We start from the raw sequence: 15,950 nt of genomic DNA, 5'->3' as shown, positions 1-15,950 counted from the left end.
CGGCAGCCACCTCAAACGAGCAACAGTCCCAGCTCGCGCGCACCGTCCCTCAACACCGGCAGGAAACGACTCTCCATTTCGGCCACGGAGATGCGCGCGGCCTGAACGCCGACATTGAGCGCCGCGACCACGCGGCCGTCGGGCGCCTGGATCGGCACCGCGATCGAGCGCAGTCCGATTTCGAGCTCCTGATCGTTGATCGCATAACCGTTGCGCCGGACGGAATCGAGCGCCTCGCGCAAGCCCTCGCGCGTCACGATCGTGCGCGGTGTGTATTGAATCAGCTTGGCGCGCTCGAAATACGCATCGAGCGCATCGGCACCCAGATGCGAAAGCAGCACCCGGCCCATCGAGGTGCAGTACGCCGGTAACCGGCTGCCCACGTGCAGGTCGATCGTCATGATCCGCGAAGTGAAGGCTCGCGCGATATAAAGAATTTCATCGCCATCGAGAATGGCGACCGAGCTGGATTCATTCAGCGTATTGCTCATATGCCGCAATACCGGCTGCGCGGCATTGGCGAGCGGCGTCGACGCAAGATACGCATGACCGAGCGCGAGAATGCGTGGCCGCAAGGAAAAATTGCGGCCATCTTCGGCACTGACGAAGCCGAGCTTCCCGAGCGTATGCAGACAACGCCTGACGGCCGCGCGCGGAATGCCCGTGCGCTGACTGATTTGCGAAGTCGTCAACACGCGGCGCTGAGCCGAGAAGGCCTGGATGACCAGGAGGCCCCGTGCCAGCGATGTCATGAAATCCGGGTCGGACTCGGCTACCGCTGCGGCGCCCGCTTCGGGCTCGATGCTCGCCGGGATTTCCGGGTCGACCGGCCGAGGGTCGGTTTCTGAATGCGGGGACATCGCTACCTCCTATTTCAATGGCCGGATTCTAGCCTATATGTGCGGTAATCGAACATCGGCGCACTCCGGAGGCCATTCTCCCGCTCAATGGGCCACGCCGTTGTTCGATTACCGAACATATTTTCGATAATCGCCATTGACGCCGGGCGCCCCGCAACCCTACATTGACACCCGTCAACTCAGTCAGAGCACAGGCTCCGACTCACCGGGCACGCAACCATGATCGACAAAACCGTTACTTCGCTCGAAGCGGCCGTAGCCGGCATCTTCGACGGCGCGACCGTGATGATCGGCGGCTTCGGCACGGCCGGACAGCCGGCCGAGCTGATCGACGCGCTCATCGCGCAAGGCGCGAAAGATCTCACCATCGTCAACAACAACGCAGGCAACGGAGAACTGGGCCTGGCCGCGCTGCTCAAAGCGCGGCGCGTGCGCAAGATCGTCTGCTCCTTCCCGCGTCAGGCGGATTCGCAAGTGTTCGATGGGCTCTATCGCGCCGGCGAGATCGAGCTCGAACTGGTCCCACAAGGCAATCTCGCGGTTCGCATCCAGGCAGCCGGTGCCGGTCTTGGCGCGGTGTTCACGCCGACCGGCTACGGCACGCTGTTGGCCGAAGGCAAGGAAACGCGCGAAATCGACGGCCGGCACTACGTGCTCGAGTATCCGATCAAGGCGGACTTCGCGCTCATCAAGGCTCACCGCGGCGATCGCTGGGGCAACCTCGTCTATCGAAAAAGCGCTCGCAATTTCGGCCCGATCATGGCGATGGCCGCGACGACCACGATCGCGCAAGTCAGCGAGATCGTGCCGCTCGGCGCACTGGACCCCGAAGCCATCGTCACCCCGGGCATTTTCGTCAAGCGCGTGGTTGCCGTGGCCGGCAGCGCGGCGCTCGCCGCGTAAGGAGCTCAGCATGAACAAATGGACCCGCGACGATATCGCCCGGCGCGTTGCGCAAGACATCCCCGAAGGCGCTTACGTCAATCTCGGCATCGGCCTGCCGACGAAGGTCGCGAACTATCTGCCGAAAGACCGCGAGATCTTTCTTCACAGCGAGAACGGCCTGCTCGGCATGGGGCCTGCTCCAGCTGCGGGTCATGAGGACCCCGAACTGATCAACGCGGGCAAAGAGCCCGTCACGTTGCTCGAAGGCGGCGCATTCTTTCATCATGGCGACTCGTTCGCGATGATGCGCGGCGGGCACCTCGACGTCTGCGTGCTCGGTGCGTTCCAGGTCTCGGCCACGGGCGACCTCGCGAACTGGCATACCGGCGCAACGGACGCGATTCCGGCGGTGGGCGGCGCCATGGATCTCGCGATCGGCGCCAAGCAAGTTTTCGTCATGACCGATCATCTGACGAAGACGGGCGAATGCAAGATCGTGGAGCGCTGCACGTATCCCTTGACCGGCATCGGCTGCGTCGATCGCATCTATACCGATCTGGCCGTCATCGACATCACGCCTCGCGGTCTCGAAGTGATCGAGATCGTCGAAGGCCTTTCGTTCGAAGCACTGCAGAACGTAACGCCCGTGCCGCTCATCCACGCACCGCGCGCTGCTTGACGAAAGCATCCGAACGAACGCCAAAGGACAGACACCCATGAACGATGCTTATATCTGCGACGCCGTGCGCACCCCATTCGGCCGCTACGGCGGCGCATTGGCCCCGGTTCGCGCCGACGATCTCGCCGCATTGCCGATCAAGGCACTCGTCGAACGCAATGCCGGCGTGGACTGGCAGGCGATCGACGACGTCATCTACGGCTGTGCGAATCAGGCCGGCGAAGACAACCGCAACGTCGCCCGCATGGCCGCGCTGCTCGCCGGGCTGCCGGTCGAGGTTCCGGGCAGCACCGTGAACCGGCTTTGCGGCTCGGGGCTCGATGCGCTCGGCATCGCGGCACGCGCGATCAAGACCGGCGAGACGGGCCTCATGATCGCGGGCGGCGTCGAAAGCATGAGCCGGGCGCCGTTCGTCATGGGCAAGGCCGACAGCGCGTTCAGCCGCTCGATGAAAGTTGAAGACACAACGATCGGATGGCGCTTCGTCAACCCGGCGATGAAAGCGATGTACGGCGTCGACTCGATGCCCGAGACCGCGGAAAACGTCGCAACGGAGTTCGGCGTGAGCCGTCAAGACCAGGACGCCTTCGCCCTGCGTTCGCAAATGCGCACCGCAGCCGCGCAGGAAGCCGGGCGCTTCGATGACGAGCTGATCGCCGTTCACGTAGCTCAGAAAAAGGGCGAGCCGCTCGTCGTGGCCAAGGACGAGCACCCGCGCGCGACGACGCTCGAAGCGCTGGCCAAGCTCAAGGGCGTCGTGCGTCCCGACGGCACGGTGACGGCGGGCAACGCATCGGGCGTCAACGACGGCGCCTGCGCGCTGTTGCTCGCCAACGAACGAACGGCTGCGCGCTTCGGACTGCGTCCGCGCGCGCGCGTGATCGCGATGGCCACGAGCGGCCTCGCGCCGCGCATCATGGGCTTCGGCCCGGCTCAGGCGGTCCGCAAAGTTTTGGACAAAGCCGGCCTCGCACTCGATCGCATCGATGTCATCGAACTGAACGAAGCCTTCGCCGCGCAGGCGCTCGCCGTGACACGCAGCCTCGGGCTCGCGGACGACGATGCCCGCGTCAATCCGAACGGCGGCGCGATTGCGCTTGGGCACCCGCTCGGCGCATCGGGTGCCCGCCTCGCGACCACGGCCACCTATCAGCTTGCCCGCACGGGGGGCCGCTACGCGCTGTGCGCGATGTGCATCGGCGTCGGTCAAGGAATCGCGCTCGTCATCGAGCGCGTATGATCGGCTACGCCATCGACCGGAGACACCACAATCATGACGACGCTTCATTACGAGCTTGCCGGACCGGCGGGCGCCCCGGTGGTCGTACTGTCGAACTCGCTCGGCACCACGCTCGAAATGTGGGACCCGCAAGCCGAAGTCCTCGCGCGCACCTTTCGCGTGCTGCGCTATGACACGCGTGGACACGGCCGCTCGGCACTCCCACCGCCGCCTTATGCCATCGACGATTACGGACGCGACGTGCTCGCGCTGCTGGACTTGCTCGATATCGAACGCGCGCACTTCGTCGGCCTTTCGATGGGAGGCTTGACCGGGCAGTGGCTCGGCATTCATGCGGCGACGCGCATCGACAAGCTCGTGCTCTGCAATACGGCGGCCTGCATCGGCAAATCGGAGGGCTGGCGCGAGCGCATCGAGCTGGTACGCTCGCGCGGGCTCGACGAAGTGGCGGGAGGCTCCGCCGCGCGCTGGTTTACGCAGGGGTTCGTGGCGGCGCACGGATCGACCGTCGACGCGCTGACCGCGCGCTTGCGCACGCTTTCACCCGAAGGCTACATAGCCGGCTGCGAGGTACTGGCCCGCACGGACCTGCGCGACGAGATCGAGCGCATCGAATGCCCCACGCTCGTGATAGCAGGCGAGCATGATCCAGTTACGACGGTAGCCGATGCTCGGTTCATGGTGGATCGCATTCGTGGCGCGCAACTCGTCCCGATCGACGCTGCGCATTTGTCGAACGTCGAAGCTGCGCCCGCATTTACCGACGCACTGCTGAAGTTCCTCGCCTGACACGCTCGCTGTCAGCGTCACCCTGAGCACGGCGCCCGCGTCTGCGGTCTTCGCCAGCAACTATCGGCGCGGGCGCCGCAAATAGATCGAGCCAATAGGTTGCTCTTCCCCGCTCGTTCGTCACACGGCGCCCACCGCCGCGCGGCAGCCGCATTTTTTTCCTCTTCCATCCAGCGAGCCCCGTTTCGGTAACGGAATCAAACGTCTGAGCGACATCGGTCAACTTTCCCTGTTACACATTCGCGAAAAAATTGCCGAAAACCCTTAGATAAATTTTTCGTACATTTTATGGGAAGGGATTGATTTACCGAAGTTCAGTTCGTACAATGCGCTTCATTGGTTGTTACGAAATGTAACGCCTTGTATCAAAGTTACTGGAACGGTCGAGCAAACGTTGTCGGCCGAAAAAAGAAAGAATTACACGGTACAAATTACCGGAAACAAACCAACGGGGCTTCGGAAGCGTGACAAATGGACCGCAACGGCGAGACGCTGGATTCAATCCGCGAAATTAACCTGTCGTACATCATGCTCGCGCAGCGCATGCTGCGCGAGGACAAGGCGATCGGCATGTTCCGCCTTGGCCTGTCGTCGCAACTGGCCGATCTGCTCGCCGGTCTTTCGCTCGCGCAATGCGTCAAGCTGGCCTCGTCGGACCAGTTGCTGTGCTTTTTCCGCTTCAACGACCATTCGATGCTCTCGGCCCTCACCCAAACGGCCAAGAATACCGATGTCGCCGCAACGCATGCCGCGATTCTCCTCGCGGGTCAGCCGGTCGAACAATTCGCTTAAGGGGCGCGTCATGGGTCCGAAGAAAAGCCTCACCGAAGACGCCCAGGAAGTCTTTCGCGCCATCGCCCTGATCGAACTCGGCGCGCGCATGCAGGTGCTCGAAAGCGAGTTGTCGCTGTCGCGGGATCGGATGATTCGCCTTTATCGCGAGATCAAGGGCGCCTCGCCGCCCAAAGGCATGCTGCCTTTCTCGGCGGACTGGTACATGACCTGGCTGGCCAACATCCATGCGTCGCTGTTCTATAACACGTACCTCTTTCTGAAAAACGAAGCGGGCTGCTCGCATCTGGACGCATTGACCAAAGGCTACCGGCTTTATCTCGAGCACTGCAGACACGGCGAATGCGAGCCGGTGCTCGATCTCACGCGTGCGTGGACGCTCGTGCGCTTTTTCGACGCCGACATGCTGCAGCTCACGCCCTGCTGCCGCTGCAGCGGCAAATTCATCGCGCACAAGCACGACCTTCAGCAAAACGTCGTATGCGGCGCGTGTCAACCGCCTTCGAGGGCCGGTAAGACCAAGAAAGCCGCCGCGGGTAAAGAAGCGGTCCAAGCCGCCTGCGCGGCGTAAAACCGCCGCATATCGTCTCCGCCACGCGAGCGCTTCACGCTCTCTTTTCAAAAGGCCCGCTCTTTCGAACGGGCTTTTTCTTTGCTTTTTCCTCCGGATTTACCCGTAGCCGGCAATCGCATTTGCGCAAAGCAACATAAGCACACTGCGGCCTTTTTACGGGCCGCTCCGCGCACTCGCCTGCCACGGTTATGCCGCACCGCCGCATTTCCTGTTTCTTGACTCCTCGTCTCCGCGCTGCTGTACTAAATCACGCAAGTTGATTTAGTCTTCGAAGCCATCACCAACAAGAACCGCTGCACCCATCGGAGGAGGAACCCTTGATGAAGACTCGCCCCTATGCCGCGCTCGCGCGCGCCGCCATGTTGTCCACGGCCGTTGCCGCAGCGCTCTGCGCGAGCGGCACTCGCGCGGCCGACAAGGTTGTCGTCGGTCTGATTACCAAGACCGACACCAATCCGTTCTTCGTCAAGATGAAACAAGGTGCCGAGGACGCCGCGAAGAAGGACGGAGTCGAGCTGCGAACGGCCGCCGGCAAGTTCGACGGCGACAACGCCAGCCAGATGACCGCGATCGAGAACATGACGGCCGCGGGCGCCAAGGCCATCCTCATCACGCCGAGCGATACGAAAGCCATCGTTCCGGCCATCAAGAAGGCGCGCTCGGCCGGTGTCATGGTCATTGCGCTCGATACGCCGACCGATCCGCAGGATGCGACCGATGCGCTGTTCGCCACCAACAACTTCAAGGCCGGCGAATTGATCGGCGAATACGCCAAAGCCGCGCTCGGCAGCAAGCCCGCCAAGATCGCCACGCTCGATCTCGCACCGGGAATTTCCGTCGGCGTTCTGCGCCATAACGGCTTTTTGAAGGGCTTCGGCATCAAGGAAGGCGATCCGAGCATCGTGTGCAGCCAGGACACGCGCGGCGACCGGGCGAAGGGTCAAACGGCAATGGAAAACTGCCTGCAAAAGGCCGCCGATATCAATGTGGTCTATACGATCAACGAGCCTGCGGCAGCCGGCGCTTATCGCGCACTGAAGGCAGCCGGCAAGGAGAAAGACGTGTTGATCGTATCGATCGACGGCGGCTGCGAAGGCGTGCGCAACGTGAAGGCCGGCCAGATCGCCGCCACCGCGCAGCAGTACCCGCTCAAGATGGCGGCGCTCGGCGTGGAAGCCGGAGCCGAGTATGCCAAGACCGGCAAGAAGGTCAGCGGCTACAAGGACACCGGCGTGACCCTCATCACCGACAAGCCGATGCAAGGCGTGGACAGCAAGGACACGAAGTTCGGCCTCGAAAACTGCTGGGGCAGCTAAGCCCTCCCTCCGGCGCGGCCTTCGGGCCCTCTGACGAAGTCCGCGCCACGTTATCCCCCGTACTGACGAGAAGACGCACCATGACGACTCGATCCGCTCCGCCGGTCGCACCGGCACCCGTCTCGCGGCCGCATCAGCACCGCATGCCGACCATCGCCGAAGCCGGCCCGCTGATCGCACTGATCGCCGCCTGCGCATTCTTCTTCACGCAGACTCATCGCTTCCTTTCGTTTCAGAATTTCTCGCTGATTCTGCAGCAGACGATGGTCGTCGCCGTGATCGCCATCGGCCAGACGCTGATCGTGCTCACCGCGGGTATCGATCTGTCGTGCGGCATGGTGATGGCCTTCGGCTCCATCGTCATGACGAAGTTCGCCGTAGGCCTCGGCGTGCCGCCCGTACTGGCGATTCTCTGCGGCATGGGCGCCAGTGCATTGTTCGGACTTCTGAACGGGGTACTGGTCACGCGCATCAAGCTGCCGTCCTTCATCGTGACGCTCGGTACGCTCAACATCGCGTTCGCGCTCACGCAGATCTACTCGAATGCCGAAACGGTCTCGAATCTGCCCGACGCGATGATGTTCCTCGGCAACACATTCTCGATCGGCCCGGCCGAGGTTACCTATGGAACCGTGCTCGCGCTGCTCATGTATCTCGCGACCTGGTTCGTACTCCGAAATACCGTCCCCGGCCGGCATCTCTATGCGCTCGGTAACAACCCCGAAGCGGCGCGGCTCATGGGCCTGTCGTCGCAGCGCATCCTCGTTTGCGTTTATACGATAGCCGGCTTCATCTACGGCATTGCCGCCCTGCTGCTCGTCTCGCGAACCGGCGTTGGCGACCCGCAGGCCGGACAGACCGAGAATCTCGACAGCATCACGGCTGTCGTGCTCGGCGGCACGAGCCTCTTCGGCGGGCGCGGGTCGATCGTCGGCACACTGCTCGGCGCGCTGATCGTCGGTGTGTTCCGCAACGGGCTGACGCTGATCGGCGTCTCGTCGGTGTATCAGGTATTGATCACCGGTGTTCTCGTGATTCTGGCCGTTGCGGCCGACAAGCTCTCGCATCGCCGCGCCTGACGCGCCTGTATTCATCAAGGAACCGCCATGTCGACACCCTCTTCCCATTCGGCCGCGCCGGTGCTGCAGGCCCGGGGCCTCGTCAAGCGCTACGGACAAGTCACCGCGCTCGACGGTTGCGATTTCGAGGTCCTGCCCGGTGAAATCCTCGCCGTCATCGGCGATAACGGTGCGGGCAAATCGTCGCTGATCAAGGCGCTCTCCGGTGCACTCGTGCCTGACGAAGGCGAAATCCTGCTCGACGGCGCACGCGTGCAATTCCGCAGCCCGCTCGATGCGCGCGAGAAAGGCATCGAGACCGTCTATCAGGAACTCGCGGTCGCGCCCGCGATGACGATCGCGGAAAACCTTTTTCTCGGACGCGAACGCCGACTGCCGGGCTGGCGCGGCTCCATCCTCCAGATGATCGACAAGCGCCGCATGCTCGAGGAAGCGACTTCCGCCATGAAGGACCTGCAGATCGGGATTCGCTCGATGCGGCAGGCGGTCGAAACGCTCTCGGGCGGACAGCGCCAGGGTGTGGCCGTGGCGCGCAGCGCCGCGTTCGCGCGCCATGTCGTGATTCTCGACGAGCCGACGGCCGCGCTAGGCGTGAAGGAAGGCAACATGGTGCTCGAGCTCATCCGGCGCGTGCGCGACCGTGGCCTGCCGGTCATCTTGATCAGTCACAACATGCCGCATGTCTTCGAAATTGCCGATCGCATCCATATCCAGCGTCTCGGCCGGCGCGCCGCGCTCGTCAACACGAAAGACATCCATATGTCGGAAGCCGTCGCGATCATGACCGGTGCCAAAGAGGCCGACGTCAAGGCGATCGCATGATTTTCGATCGCGCAATCGCGTCAGCGGTACGGCGACGATGAGCCGGGCACATCCCCCCGCAACACGCCCGGTCGGGTCGAACCAAGTCGGCATGCGGCAGTTCAACGAGCGGATCGTGCTGCAGGCGATCCGGCTCCATGGCTCGCTCGCCAAGGCAGATGTCGCTCGCCTCACGAGGCTGTCGATGCAGACGGCGTCGATGATTGTCGATCGGCTTATCGAGGATGGGCTGCTCGTCAAGCAGGCTCGTGTGCGCGGACGCATCGGGCAGCCGTCGGTGCCGATTGCGTTGCAGCCTGACGGCGCTTATACCATCGGCATCAAAGTCGGGCGTCGCAGCCTGGATGTGCTGGCGCTGGATTTCGTTGGACACGTCCGCAGTCGCGAAGTGTTCGAGTACGCCTATCCGGACCCGCAGACGCTTTTTCCCACGCTCGAGCGCAACCTCGGGCGCGTGATGACGATGCTGGGGGATGGGGCTGCCAAGGTAGTTGGCATGGGGGTCGCCGCACCGCTCTGGCTTGGCGGGTGGCGCGAGTTTCTGGGCGCGCCACCTGGGGTGCTTGATGGCTGGAATGCCATCGACATTCGCACGCGTATAGCGGCAATGAGCGGATTGCCTGTCGAGTTCGCAAAGGATACGACTGCCGCTTGCGCGGCCGAACTCGTGATGGGCCAAGGGCGCGGAATCCGGACGTTTCTTTATCTCTTTGTCGGTACGTTTATCGGTGGAGGACTGGTGCTCGACGGCCGGCTGCATAGCGGGCCGCATGGTAATGCCGGCGCGGTGGGCTCGATTCCACTATCGGCCGGCAATGGACACGCGCCGCGGCAATTACTGCATGCGGCGTCGGGGTTTGTGCTCGAACAGCGTATGACTGAGCGCGGAGCGCCGGCTGCGGCGGCGCACGATCATCGGGCTTTTGACGCCGACGTATGGCCTATCACCGACCGCTGGCTCGATGAAGCCTGCACAGCCATTGCCTCGACCATTGCGACTTCGGCAGCACTCATCGATCTCGAAGCTGTGGTGGTGGATGGCGAGATCGATCGGCAACTCGTACGCGAGATCATTCGACGCACACAGCGCGAGCTCGATCGGATCGAATGGGAGGGAATGGTACGACCGCAGTTGCTCGAAGGGACGATCGGCACCGATGCTCGGGCGATGGGAGCCGCTATTTTGCCGCTCTACGCGCATTTTGCACCGATGCATGAGCTGTTTTTGAAGTCTGAAAGTCAGCCTGCACTACGCGTCGAACGGATTTAGCACGCGATTACCTGTACCGGCGAAATCATCGACGTTCCGCGTCACCACTGTCAGGTCGTGGATCAACGCAGTTGCCGCAATCAACTTGTCCAGGGCGTGTTCCGGATGGGGTACGCGCAATCGCCCCCATAGTTGCCCGATCTCTTCGTCGACTGCCAGGACGTGTGGGCCGAATTCCAGAAGCACATCGTCAAGCCAGTTTTCCAGACGCGTTGCCTGCGGCTTGTCGCCCCGGTGGCGAATGAGTTCGACGCCTCGTCGGATTTCCCCAATCGTCACCACCGAGAGGTACAGATCCGCATCGTCCCGGGATGCCTTGCGGAAGAAGGCCATTACGCCCTTGTCTGCTCGGTCTCGCTTCCGAATTTCGCTGATGACGTCCGTATCAACCAAATACATTGGAAGCCTCGCCATCATCCACACGTGCGAAATCCTCGTCGGCGCCGACGTTTGGGATACTCATCAACACTTGTGCGAAGGTCTTGCGCTGCGGCGTCCGCAGTGCTTTTGCCAAAATGTCGCGATGCTCCGCTTCCGCGCTTCGGCCGTGTGCGGCGGCTCGCTCGCGCAGGGTCTGGACGATTGCCTCGTCCACGTTTCTCACCAGAAGATTTGCCATACCGTACCTCCAAACGCTCATTGCTATCAATGCTAGCACGCAATATGCAAAGTGCAATCACTGATGTCGCGAGCGAGAGTGAGCCGATGCCACGCGGACGACTACCCGGTCTTGACGCCGTATGACGCGATGGTTGCACTTCTCCACGCCCGAATGAAAAACGCCGCCCAGCGAACAACAGCTAGGGCGGCGTCCAAGCCTGATCGCTTGGCGATTTGCTCTACCGCTTGGCGACCTGGTCGGTCGAGTCACTCGCCTTCACGTCACCCCATCCGCCACCCAACGCACGAATCAGGTTGACCGTCGCCACCGCCTGAGAGCCCGCGAGCTGACTCGCCTGCCGCTGCGCAACGAGCACCGATCGTTCGCTATCGAGCACATCGAGATAGCTGACCTGCCCTTCCCGATACTGCGTCTGCGACAGATGCGCCGCACGCTGCGCCGAACTGACCGCATCGCCTTGCGCACGAATCTGATCGTCGAGCAACCGCAAATCGGCGAGGTTGTCCTCGACCTCCCTGAACGCGGTCAGCACCTGCGAGCGATACAGCGCGACGTCTTCGTCGAACTGCGCGCGTGCCTGCGCGAGCTGAGCCTTGCGTCGGCCACCGTCGAAAATCGGCAGCGTGAGCGCCGTGCCCGCGAACGGCCCGAGCAGGAAAGTCCGGCTCGACCACATGAAGAGCTCGCCCAGCCCCGCCGATTCATAGCCGAAGGACCCGGTGATATCGAGCTTCGGAAAGAATGCCGACTTCGCCAGCCCCACCCGCGCATTGGCCGCGGCCATCGCGCGCTCGGCCGCCGCAATATCGGGGCGCCGTTCGAGCAACGCCGAGGGCAGACCCGCCGGCACGCGCGCCGTGACCGGCACGAGCGGTTGCTGCGGGAACGTGAACTCCGCCGGCGTCTTGCCGAGCAAAATCGCAAGACTGTGCTCAGCCGCCGCGCGCTGCCGCTCCACGCCCACCGCTTCGGCCCGCGCCGTCGCGAGCGAGTTGTTCGCCTGCGACAAGTCGAGCTCGCTCACCTCGCCTTCGTCGAAGCGGCGCTTGACGAGCTTCACGCCCTCTTCGCGCAGCGCGATCGTACGGTTGTACAGATCGCGCTCGGCATCGAGCTCGCGCAGCGAAAAGTAAGCCGCCGCCACGTCCGCCTGCAACGCGAGCTGGACCGAACGAAACAGCGCTTCGCTTTGCTGCGAGTCGGCACGCGCAGCCCTGACATTCGAGCTGACCCGTCCAAACAGGTCCGCTTCGTATGACACCGTCGACTGCGCACGCCACAGTGTCAGCGGCGGCACGTTCGCATTTTGCGGCAGGCCCTGCGAGGCCGGCGACAACTTCTCGCGCGTCGGCCCGAAGCCCGCGTCGATTTCGGGGAACCATGCCGAGCGAGCCGAACTGAGCGCCGCCCGCGATTGCCGCACGCGCGCCGCTGCCGCCTTCAAATCCTGATTCGCCTCGAGCGCCTGCTCTTCGAGCTTGTTGAGCATGTCGTCGCCGAATACGGTCCACCATTCGCCGCGCGAAAGCGCATCGGACGGCTGCGCAGGCTTCCATTGCCCCGCCGATGCCGCCGATGCGTCCGTCGCATCGGTATGCGGCGCTTCCTTGAACGCACTCGGGATGTTCATGTCCGGCCGTTTGTAGGCCGGATCGAGCGAGCATGCGGCCAACAGCGCAATCAACAAGCCGCTCGCCAGCATCTGCATGGCACCGCCTCGCGTGGCCCGCGTGCCCCGTGCGCCGGCCGTTTTTTCCAATCGTTTCATTTTTTCTCCCAAGCCTTATGCGTCGGTAACATCCAGCTCGCGCACTTTCGAATCGGTCTCGTCCTTCGAGTCCTTGCCGGCGACATGGATCTTGCCGCCCGCCAGCGTGCGCAGCACGACATAAAAGACCGGCGTCAGCATGAGCCCGAACAGCGTCACCCCCAGCATGCCGAAGAACACCGCAATGCCCATCGCATGCCGCATCTCGGAGCCGGCCCCCGTCGACAGCACGAGCGGGACGACACCCATGATGAACGCGATCGACGTCATCAGAATCGGCCGCAGCCGCAGCCGGCTCGCCTCGATGGCCGCGGCCATCGGCGTGCGACCGTCGTGCTCGAGCTCCCGCGCGAACTCCACGATCAGGATCGCGTTCTTCGAGGCGAGCCCCACGAGCACCATCAAGCCGATCTGCGTGAAGATGTTGTTGTCGCCGCGCAGCAGCCAGACCCCGGCCAGCGCGGAGAGCACACTCATCGGCACGATCAGGATCACGGCGAGCGGCAGCGTCAGGCTTTCATAGAGCGCCGCGAGCACGAGGAACACGAGCAGCACGCTGATCGGGAACACCCAGATGGCGGAGTTGCCGGCCAGCACCTGCTGATACGTGAGGTCGGTCCACTCGAACTTCACGCCGCGCGGCAACGTCTCCTTCGCGATCTTCTCGATGACGGCCTGCGCCTGCCCCGACGAATAACCGGGCGCGGGCCCGCCGTTGATGTCGGCGGCGGTGTAGCCGTTGTAGCGCACCACCATCTCAGGGCCATACGTGGGCGTCACCTTGACCAGCGAGGACAGCGGCACCATTTCGCCCGACGCCGAGCGCGTCTTCAGTTGCCCGATGTCATCGGGCCGCGAACGGAACGGCGCATCGGCCTGCACGCGAACCTGATAGACGCGTCCGAAGCGATTGAAGTCGTTCACGTAAAGCGAGCCCAGATAGACCTGCATCGTCTGGAACACATCGGTGACGGGAATGCCGAGTTGCTTGGCCTTCACGCGGTCCAGATCGACGTTCAACTGCGGCACGTTGATCTGGTAGCTCGTGAAGAGCGGACCGAGTTCAGGCGCCGTTTGCGCGCGCTTGATGAACGCCTCGGTCGCCTTCTCGAGTTGCGTATAGCCGAGTGCGCCGCGATCCTCGAGCTGCAGCTTGAAGCCGCCGAGCGTGCCGAGACCCAACACGGGCGGCGGCGGGAACACCGCAACGAAGGCGTCCTTGATGCCACCGAACTTCTGGTTCAACGCGCCCGCGATCGCGCCGGCCGAGAGGGCGCGCGAACCGCGATCCTTGAACGGCTTGAGCGAAACGAACACGATGCCGGCGCTCGAGCTGTTCGTGAAGCCGTTCACCGACAGCCCCGGGAATGCGACGGCGTGTTCGACGCCCGGCTGCTGCGCGACGATATCGCCCATCTCGCGAATGACGCGCTCGGTGCGATCGAGTGTCGCGCCGGTCGGCAGTTGGGCGAACGCGATCAGGTACTCCTTGTCCTGCGCGGGCACGAAGCCGCCCGGCACGATCTGCGTGACGAGGACCGTCGCACCGACGAGCACCGCATAGACGCCGAGCATCATCGTGCGGTGGCCGAGCACGCCCCGCACACCGCGTCCATAGGCCGTGGAACCGCGCTTGAAGACCTTGTTGAACCCACGGAAGAACCCGCCGAAAAGACGGTTCATGACTCGCGTGAGCCAATCCTCGGGCGCATCGTGGCTGCGCAACAGGATCGCGCAAAGCGCCGGCGAAAGCGTCAGCGAATTGAACGCGGAAATCACCGTCGAGATCGCGATCGTCATCGCGAACTGCTTGTAGAACTGCCCCGTCAAGCCGCTCATGAACGCGAGCGGCACGAACACGGCAACGAGCGTCAGCGCAATGGCGATGATCGGCCCGCTCACTTCTCGCATCGCGCGCACGGTCGCCGCATGGGCACTGTGCCCCTCGGCAATGTTGCGTTCGACGTTTTCGACGACCACGATCGCATCGTCGACGACGATACCGATCGCAAGCACCATACCGAACAGCGATAGCGCGTTGATCGAGAACCCGAATGCCAGCAGCAGCGAGAACGTACCGACGATAGAAACCGGTACCGCGACGAGCGGAATGATCGACGCGCGCCACGTCTGCAGAAACACGATCACGACGATGACGACGAGCGCGATCGCCTCCAGCAGCGTATGGATCACGGCCTCGATACTCGAGCGCACGAACTGCGTCGGGTCATAGACGATGCTGTAGTCGATACCTGCCGGGAAGTCCTTCTTCAGGTCGGCCATATCCTTGCGGACCTGATCGGAGATCGCGAGCGAATTGGCACCCGGCTGCTGGTTGATTGCGAGCGCAACGGCCGGCTTGTTGTCGAGCAGAGAACGCAGGGCATACTCGGACGCGGCGAGTTCCACGCGCGCCACGTCGCGCAGATACGTCACACCGCCCGTCGGCGAAGTCTTCACGACGATGGCACCGAACTGCTCTTCCGTTTGCAACCGGCCGCGCGCGTTGACCGACAACTGCAGCGGCACGCCGGGGCCCGTCGGCGAGGCGCCGATCACACCCGCGGCGACCTGCACGTTTTGCTCGCGAATCGCGGCAACGACATCGTTCGCCGTCAATCCGTGCTCGGCCACCTTCTGCGGATCGAGCCATACGCGCATGGCGTAGTCACCCGCACCCCATAGTTGCACCTGGCCCACGCCCGCGATGCGCTCGAGCCGATCCTTGACGTTGAGCAGCGCATAGTTGCGCAGGTACGTCATGTCGTATCGATTGTCGGGCGAGATCAGGTGCACGACCATCGTCAGCGTCGGCGAGCTCTTGATCGTCGTCACCCCCAGACGCTGCACGTCGTCGGGCAAGCGCGGCAGCGCCTGCGACACCCGGTTTTGCACGAGCTGCTGCGCCTTGTCCGGATCGGTGCCGAGGCGGAACGTGATCGTGAGCGTCATGTTGCCGTCGCTATTGGCCTGCGACTGCATGTAGAGCATGTTCTCGACGCCGTTGATCTGTTCCTCGAGCGGTGAAGCCACCGTTTCGGCGATCACCTTCGGATTCGCGCCCGGATACTGCGCGTGGACCACGACCGAAGGCGGCACGACTTCCGGATACTCGGAAATCGGCAACTGGAAAAGCGCGATCACGCCCGCCAGCAGGATCAGAACCGATAGCACCCCTGCAAAGATCGGCCGATCGATAAAGAATTTTGAAATGTTCATATCGCGTTCTGTTCAATTGAGCGCATCGAATTCGA

At 63.1% G+C, this 15,950-nt stretch carries 15 protein-coding genes; 10 read left to right on the top strand and 5 right to left on the bottom strand.

All coding sequences use genetic code 11. The features are described 5' to 3' along the window. Positions 1-11: 11 nt before the first annotated feature. Positions 12-752, bottom strand: a complete 741-nt coding sequence (locus GWC77_RS10200; protein ID WP_217283234.1) for an IclR family transcriptional regulator C-terminal domain-containing protein — start codon at positions 750-752, stop codon at positions 12-14. 327 nt (positions 753-1,079) lie between these two features. On the opposite strand from GWC77_RS10200, the gene GWC77_RS10195 reads away from it, so the two are divergent. The 10 genes from GWC77_RS10195 (at position 1,080) to GWC77_RS10145 (ending at position 10,306) form a co-directional block, all read left to right on the top strand. Then, entirely contained in the window at positions 1,080-1,763 is a 684-nt protein-coding gene (locus tag GWC77_RS10195) for a 3-oxoacid CoA-transferase subunit A (protein WP_173256793.1), read from the top strand. A gap of 10 nt (positions 1,764-1,773) precedes the next feature. Beyond that, positions 1,774-2,424: a 3-oxoacid CoA-transferase subunit B gene (locus GWC77_RS10190; protein WP_173256792.1), complete on the top strand. Its 651-nt coding sequence runs from the start codon at positions 1,774-1,776 to the stop codon at positions 2,422-2,424. 37 nt (positions 2,425-2,461) lie between these two features. Further along, a complete protein-coding gene (gene pcaF / locus GWC77_RS10185; RefSeq protein ID WP_173256791.1) occupies positions 2,462-3,664 on the top strand; it encodes a 3-oxoadipyl-CoA thiolase in 1,203 nt (400 codons plus the stop codon). A gap of 33 nt (positions 3,665-3,697) precedes the next feature. Continuing rightward, entirely contained in the window at positions 3,698-4,453 is a 756-nt protein-coding gene (gene pcaD, locus GWC77_RS10180; protein ID WP_173256790.1) for a 3-oxoadipate enol-lactonase, read from the top strand. A 471-nt stretch (positions 4,454-4,924) separates the two neighbouring features. Beyond that, on the top strand, positions 4,925-5,245 hold the full coding sequence (gene flhD / locus GWC77_RS10170) for a flagellar transcriptional regulator FlhD (RefSeq protein ID WP_173256789.1): 321 nt from the start codon (positions 4,925-4,927) through the stop codon (positions 5,243-5,245). A gap of 10 nt (positions 5,246-5,255) precedes the next feature. After that, positions 5,256-5,816 carry a flagellar transcriptional regulator FlhC gene (gene flhC / locus GWC77_RS10165; RefSeq protein ID WP_173256788.1) on the top strand — a complete coding sequence of 187 codons (561 nt, stop codon included), beginning with the start codon at positions 5,256-5,258 and terminating at the stop codon, positions 5,814-5,816. Positions 5,817-6,139: 323 nt separating this feature from the next. Beyond that, positions 6,140-7,135 (top strand): sugar ABC transporter substrate-binding protein, encoded by a 996-nt coding sequence (locus tag GWC77_RS10160; RefSeq protein WP_173256814.1) that lies wholly within the window; start codon positions 6,140-6,142, stop codon positions 7,133-7,135. Between the two features lie 80 nt (positions 7,136-7,215). Continuing rightward, positions 7,216-8,214: an ABC transporter permease gene (locus tag GWC77_RS10155; protein ID WP_173256787.1), complete on the top strand. Its 999-nt coding sequence runs from the start codon at positions 7,216-7,218 to the stop codon at positions 8,212-8,214. A 27-nt stretch (positions 8,215-8,241) separates the two neighbouring features. Then, a complete protein-coding gene (locus tag GWC77_RS10150; RefSeq protein ID WP_173256786.1) occupies positions 8,242-9,036 on the top strand; it encodes an ATP-binding cassette domain-containing protein in 795 nt (264 codons plus the stop codon). A 37-nt stretch (positions 9,037-9,073) separates the two neighbouring features. Beyond that, positions 9,074-10,306 (top strand): ROK family transcriptional regulator, encoded by a 1,233-nt coding sequence (locus GWC77_RS10145; RefSeq protein ID WP_173256785.1) that lies wholly within the window; start codon positions 9,074-9,076, stop codon positions 10,304-10,306. Here GWC77_RS10145 and GWC77_RS10140 read toward each other — a convergent pair. The 4 genes from GWC77_RS10140 to GWC77_RS10125 form a co-directional block, all read right to left on the bottom strand. After that, a complete protein-coding gene (locus GWC77_RS10140) occupies positions 10,286-10,705 on the bottom strand; it encodes a type II toxin-antitoxin system VapC family toxin (RefSeq protein WP_173256784.1) in 420 nt (139 codons plus the stop codon). The two genes, GWC77_RS10145 and GWC77_RS10140, sit on opposite strands and share 21 nt — an antisense overlap. After that, the gene (locus GWC77_RS10135; protein ID WP_173256783.1) at positions 10,692-10,925 is read right to left on the bottom strand and encodes a DNA-binding protein; all 234 of its coding nucleotides are present in this window, start codon (positions 10,923-10,925) and stop codon (positions 10,692-10,694) included. The genes GWC77_RS10140 and GWC77_RS10135 overlap by 14 nt, the downstream gene beginning before the upstream one ends. A gap of 220 nt (positions 10,926-11,145) precedes the next feature. After that, the gene (locus GWC77_RS10130) at positions 11,146-12,636 is read right to left on the bottom strand and encodes an efflux transporter outer membrane subunit (RefSeq protein WP_173256813.1); all 1,491 of its coding nucleotides are present in this window, start codon (positions 12,634-12,636) and stop codon (positions 11,146-11,148) included. Between the two features lie 75 nt (positions 12,637-12,711). After that, on the bottom strand, positions 12,712-15,915 hold the full coding sequence (locus GWC77_RS10125; protein ID WP_173256782.1) for an efflux RND transporter permease subunit: 3,204 nt from the start codon (positions 15,913-15,915) through the stop codon (positions 12,712-12,714). Between the last annotated feature and the right edge of the window lie 35 nt (positions 15,916-15,950).

Origin of the sequence: Paraburkholderia sp. NMBU_R16 (genome assembly GCF_013282575.1) — a bacterium.
Taxonomy (GTDB): domain Bacteria; phylum Pseudomonadota; class Gammaproteobacteria; order Burkholderiales; family Burkholderiaceae; genus Trinickia.
This window is presented reverse-complemented; position numbering and strand designations above follow the sequence as displayed.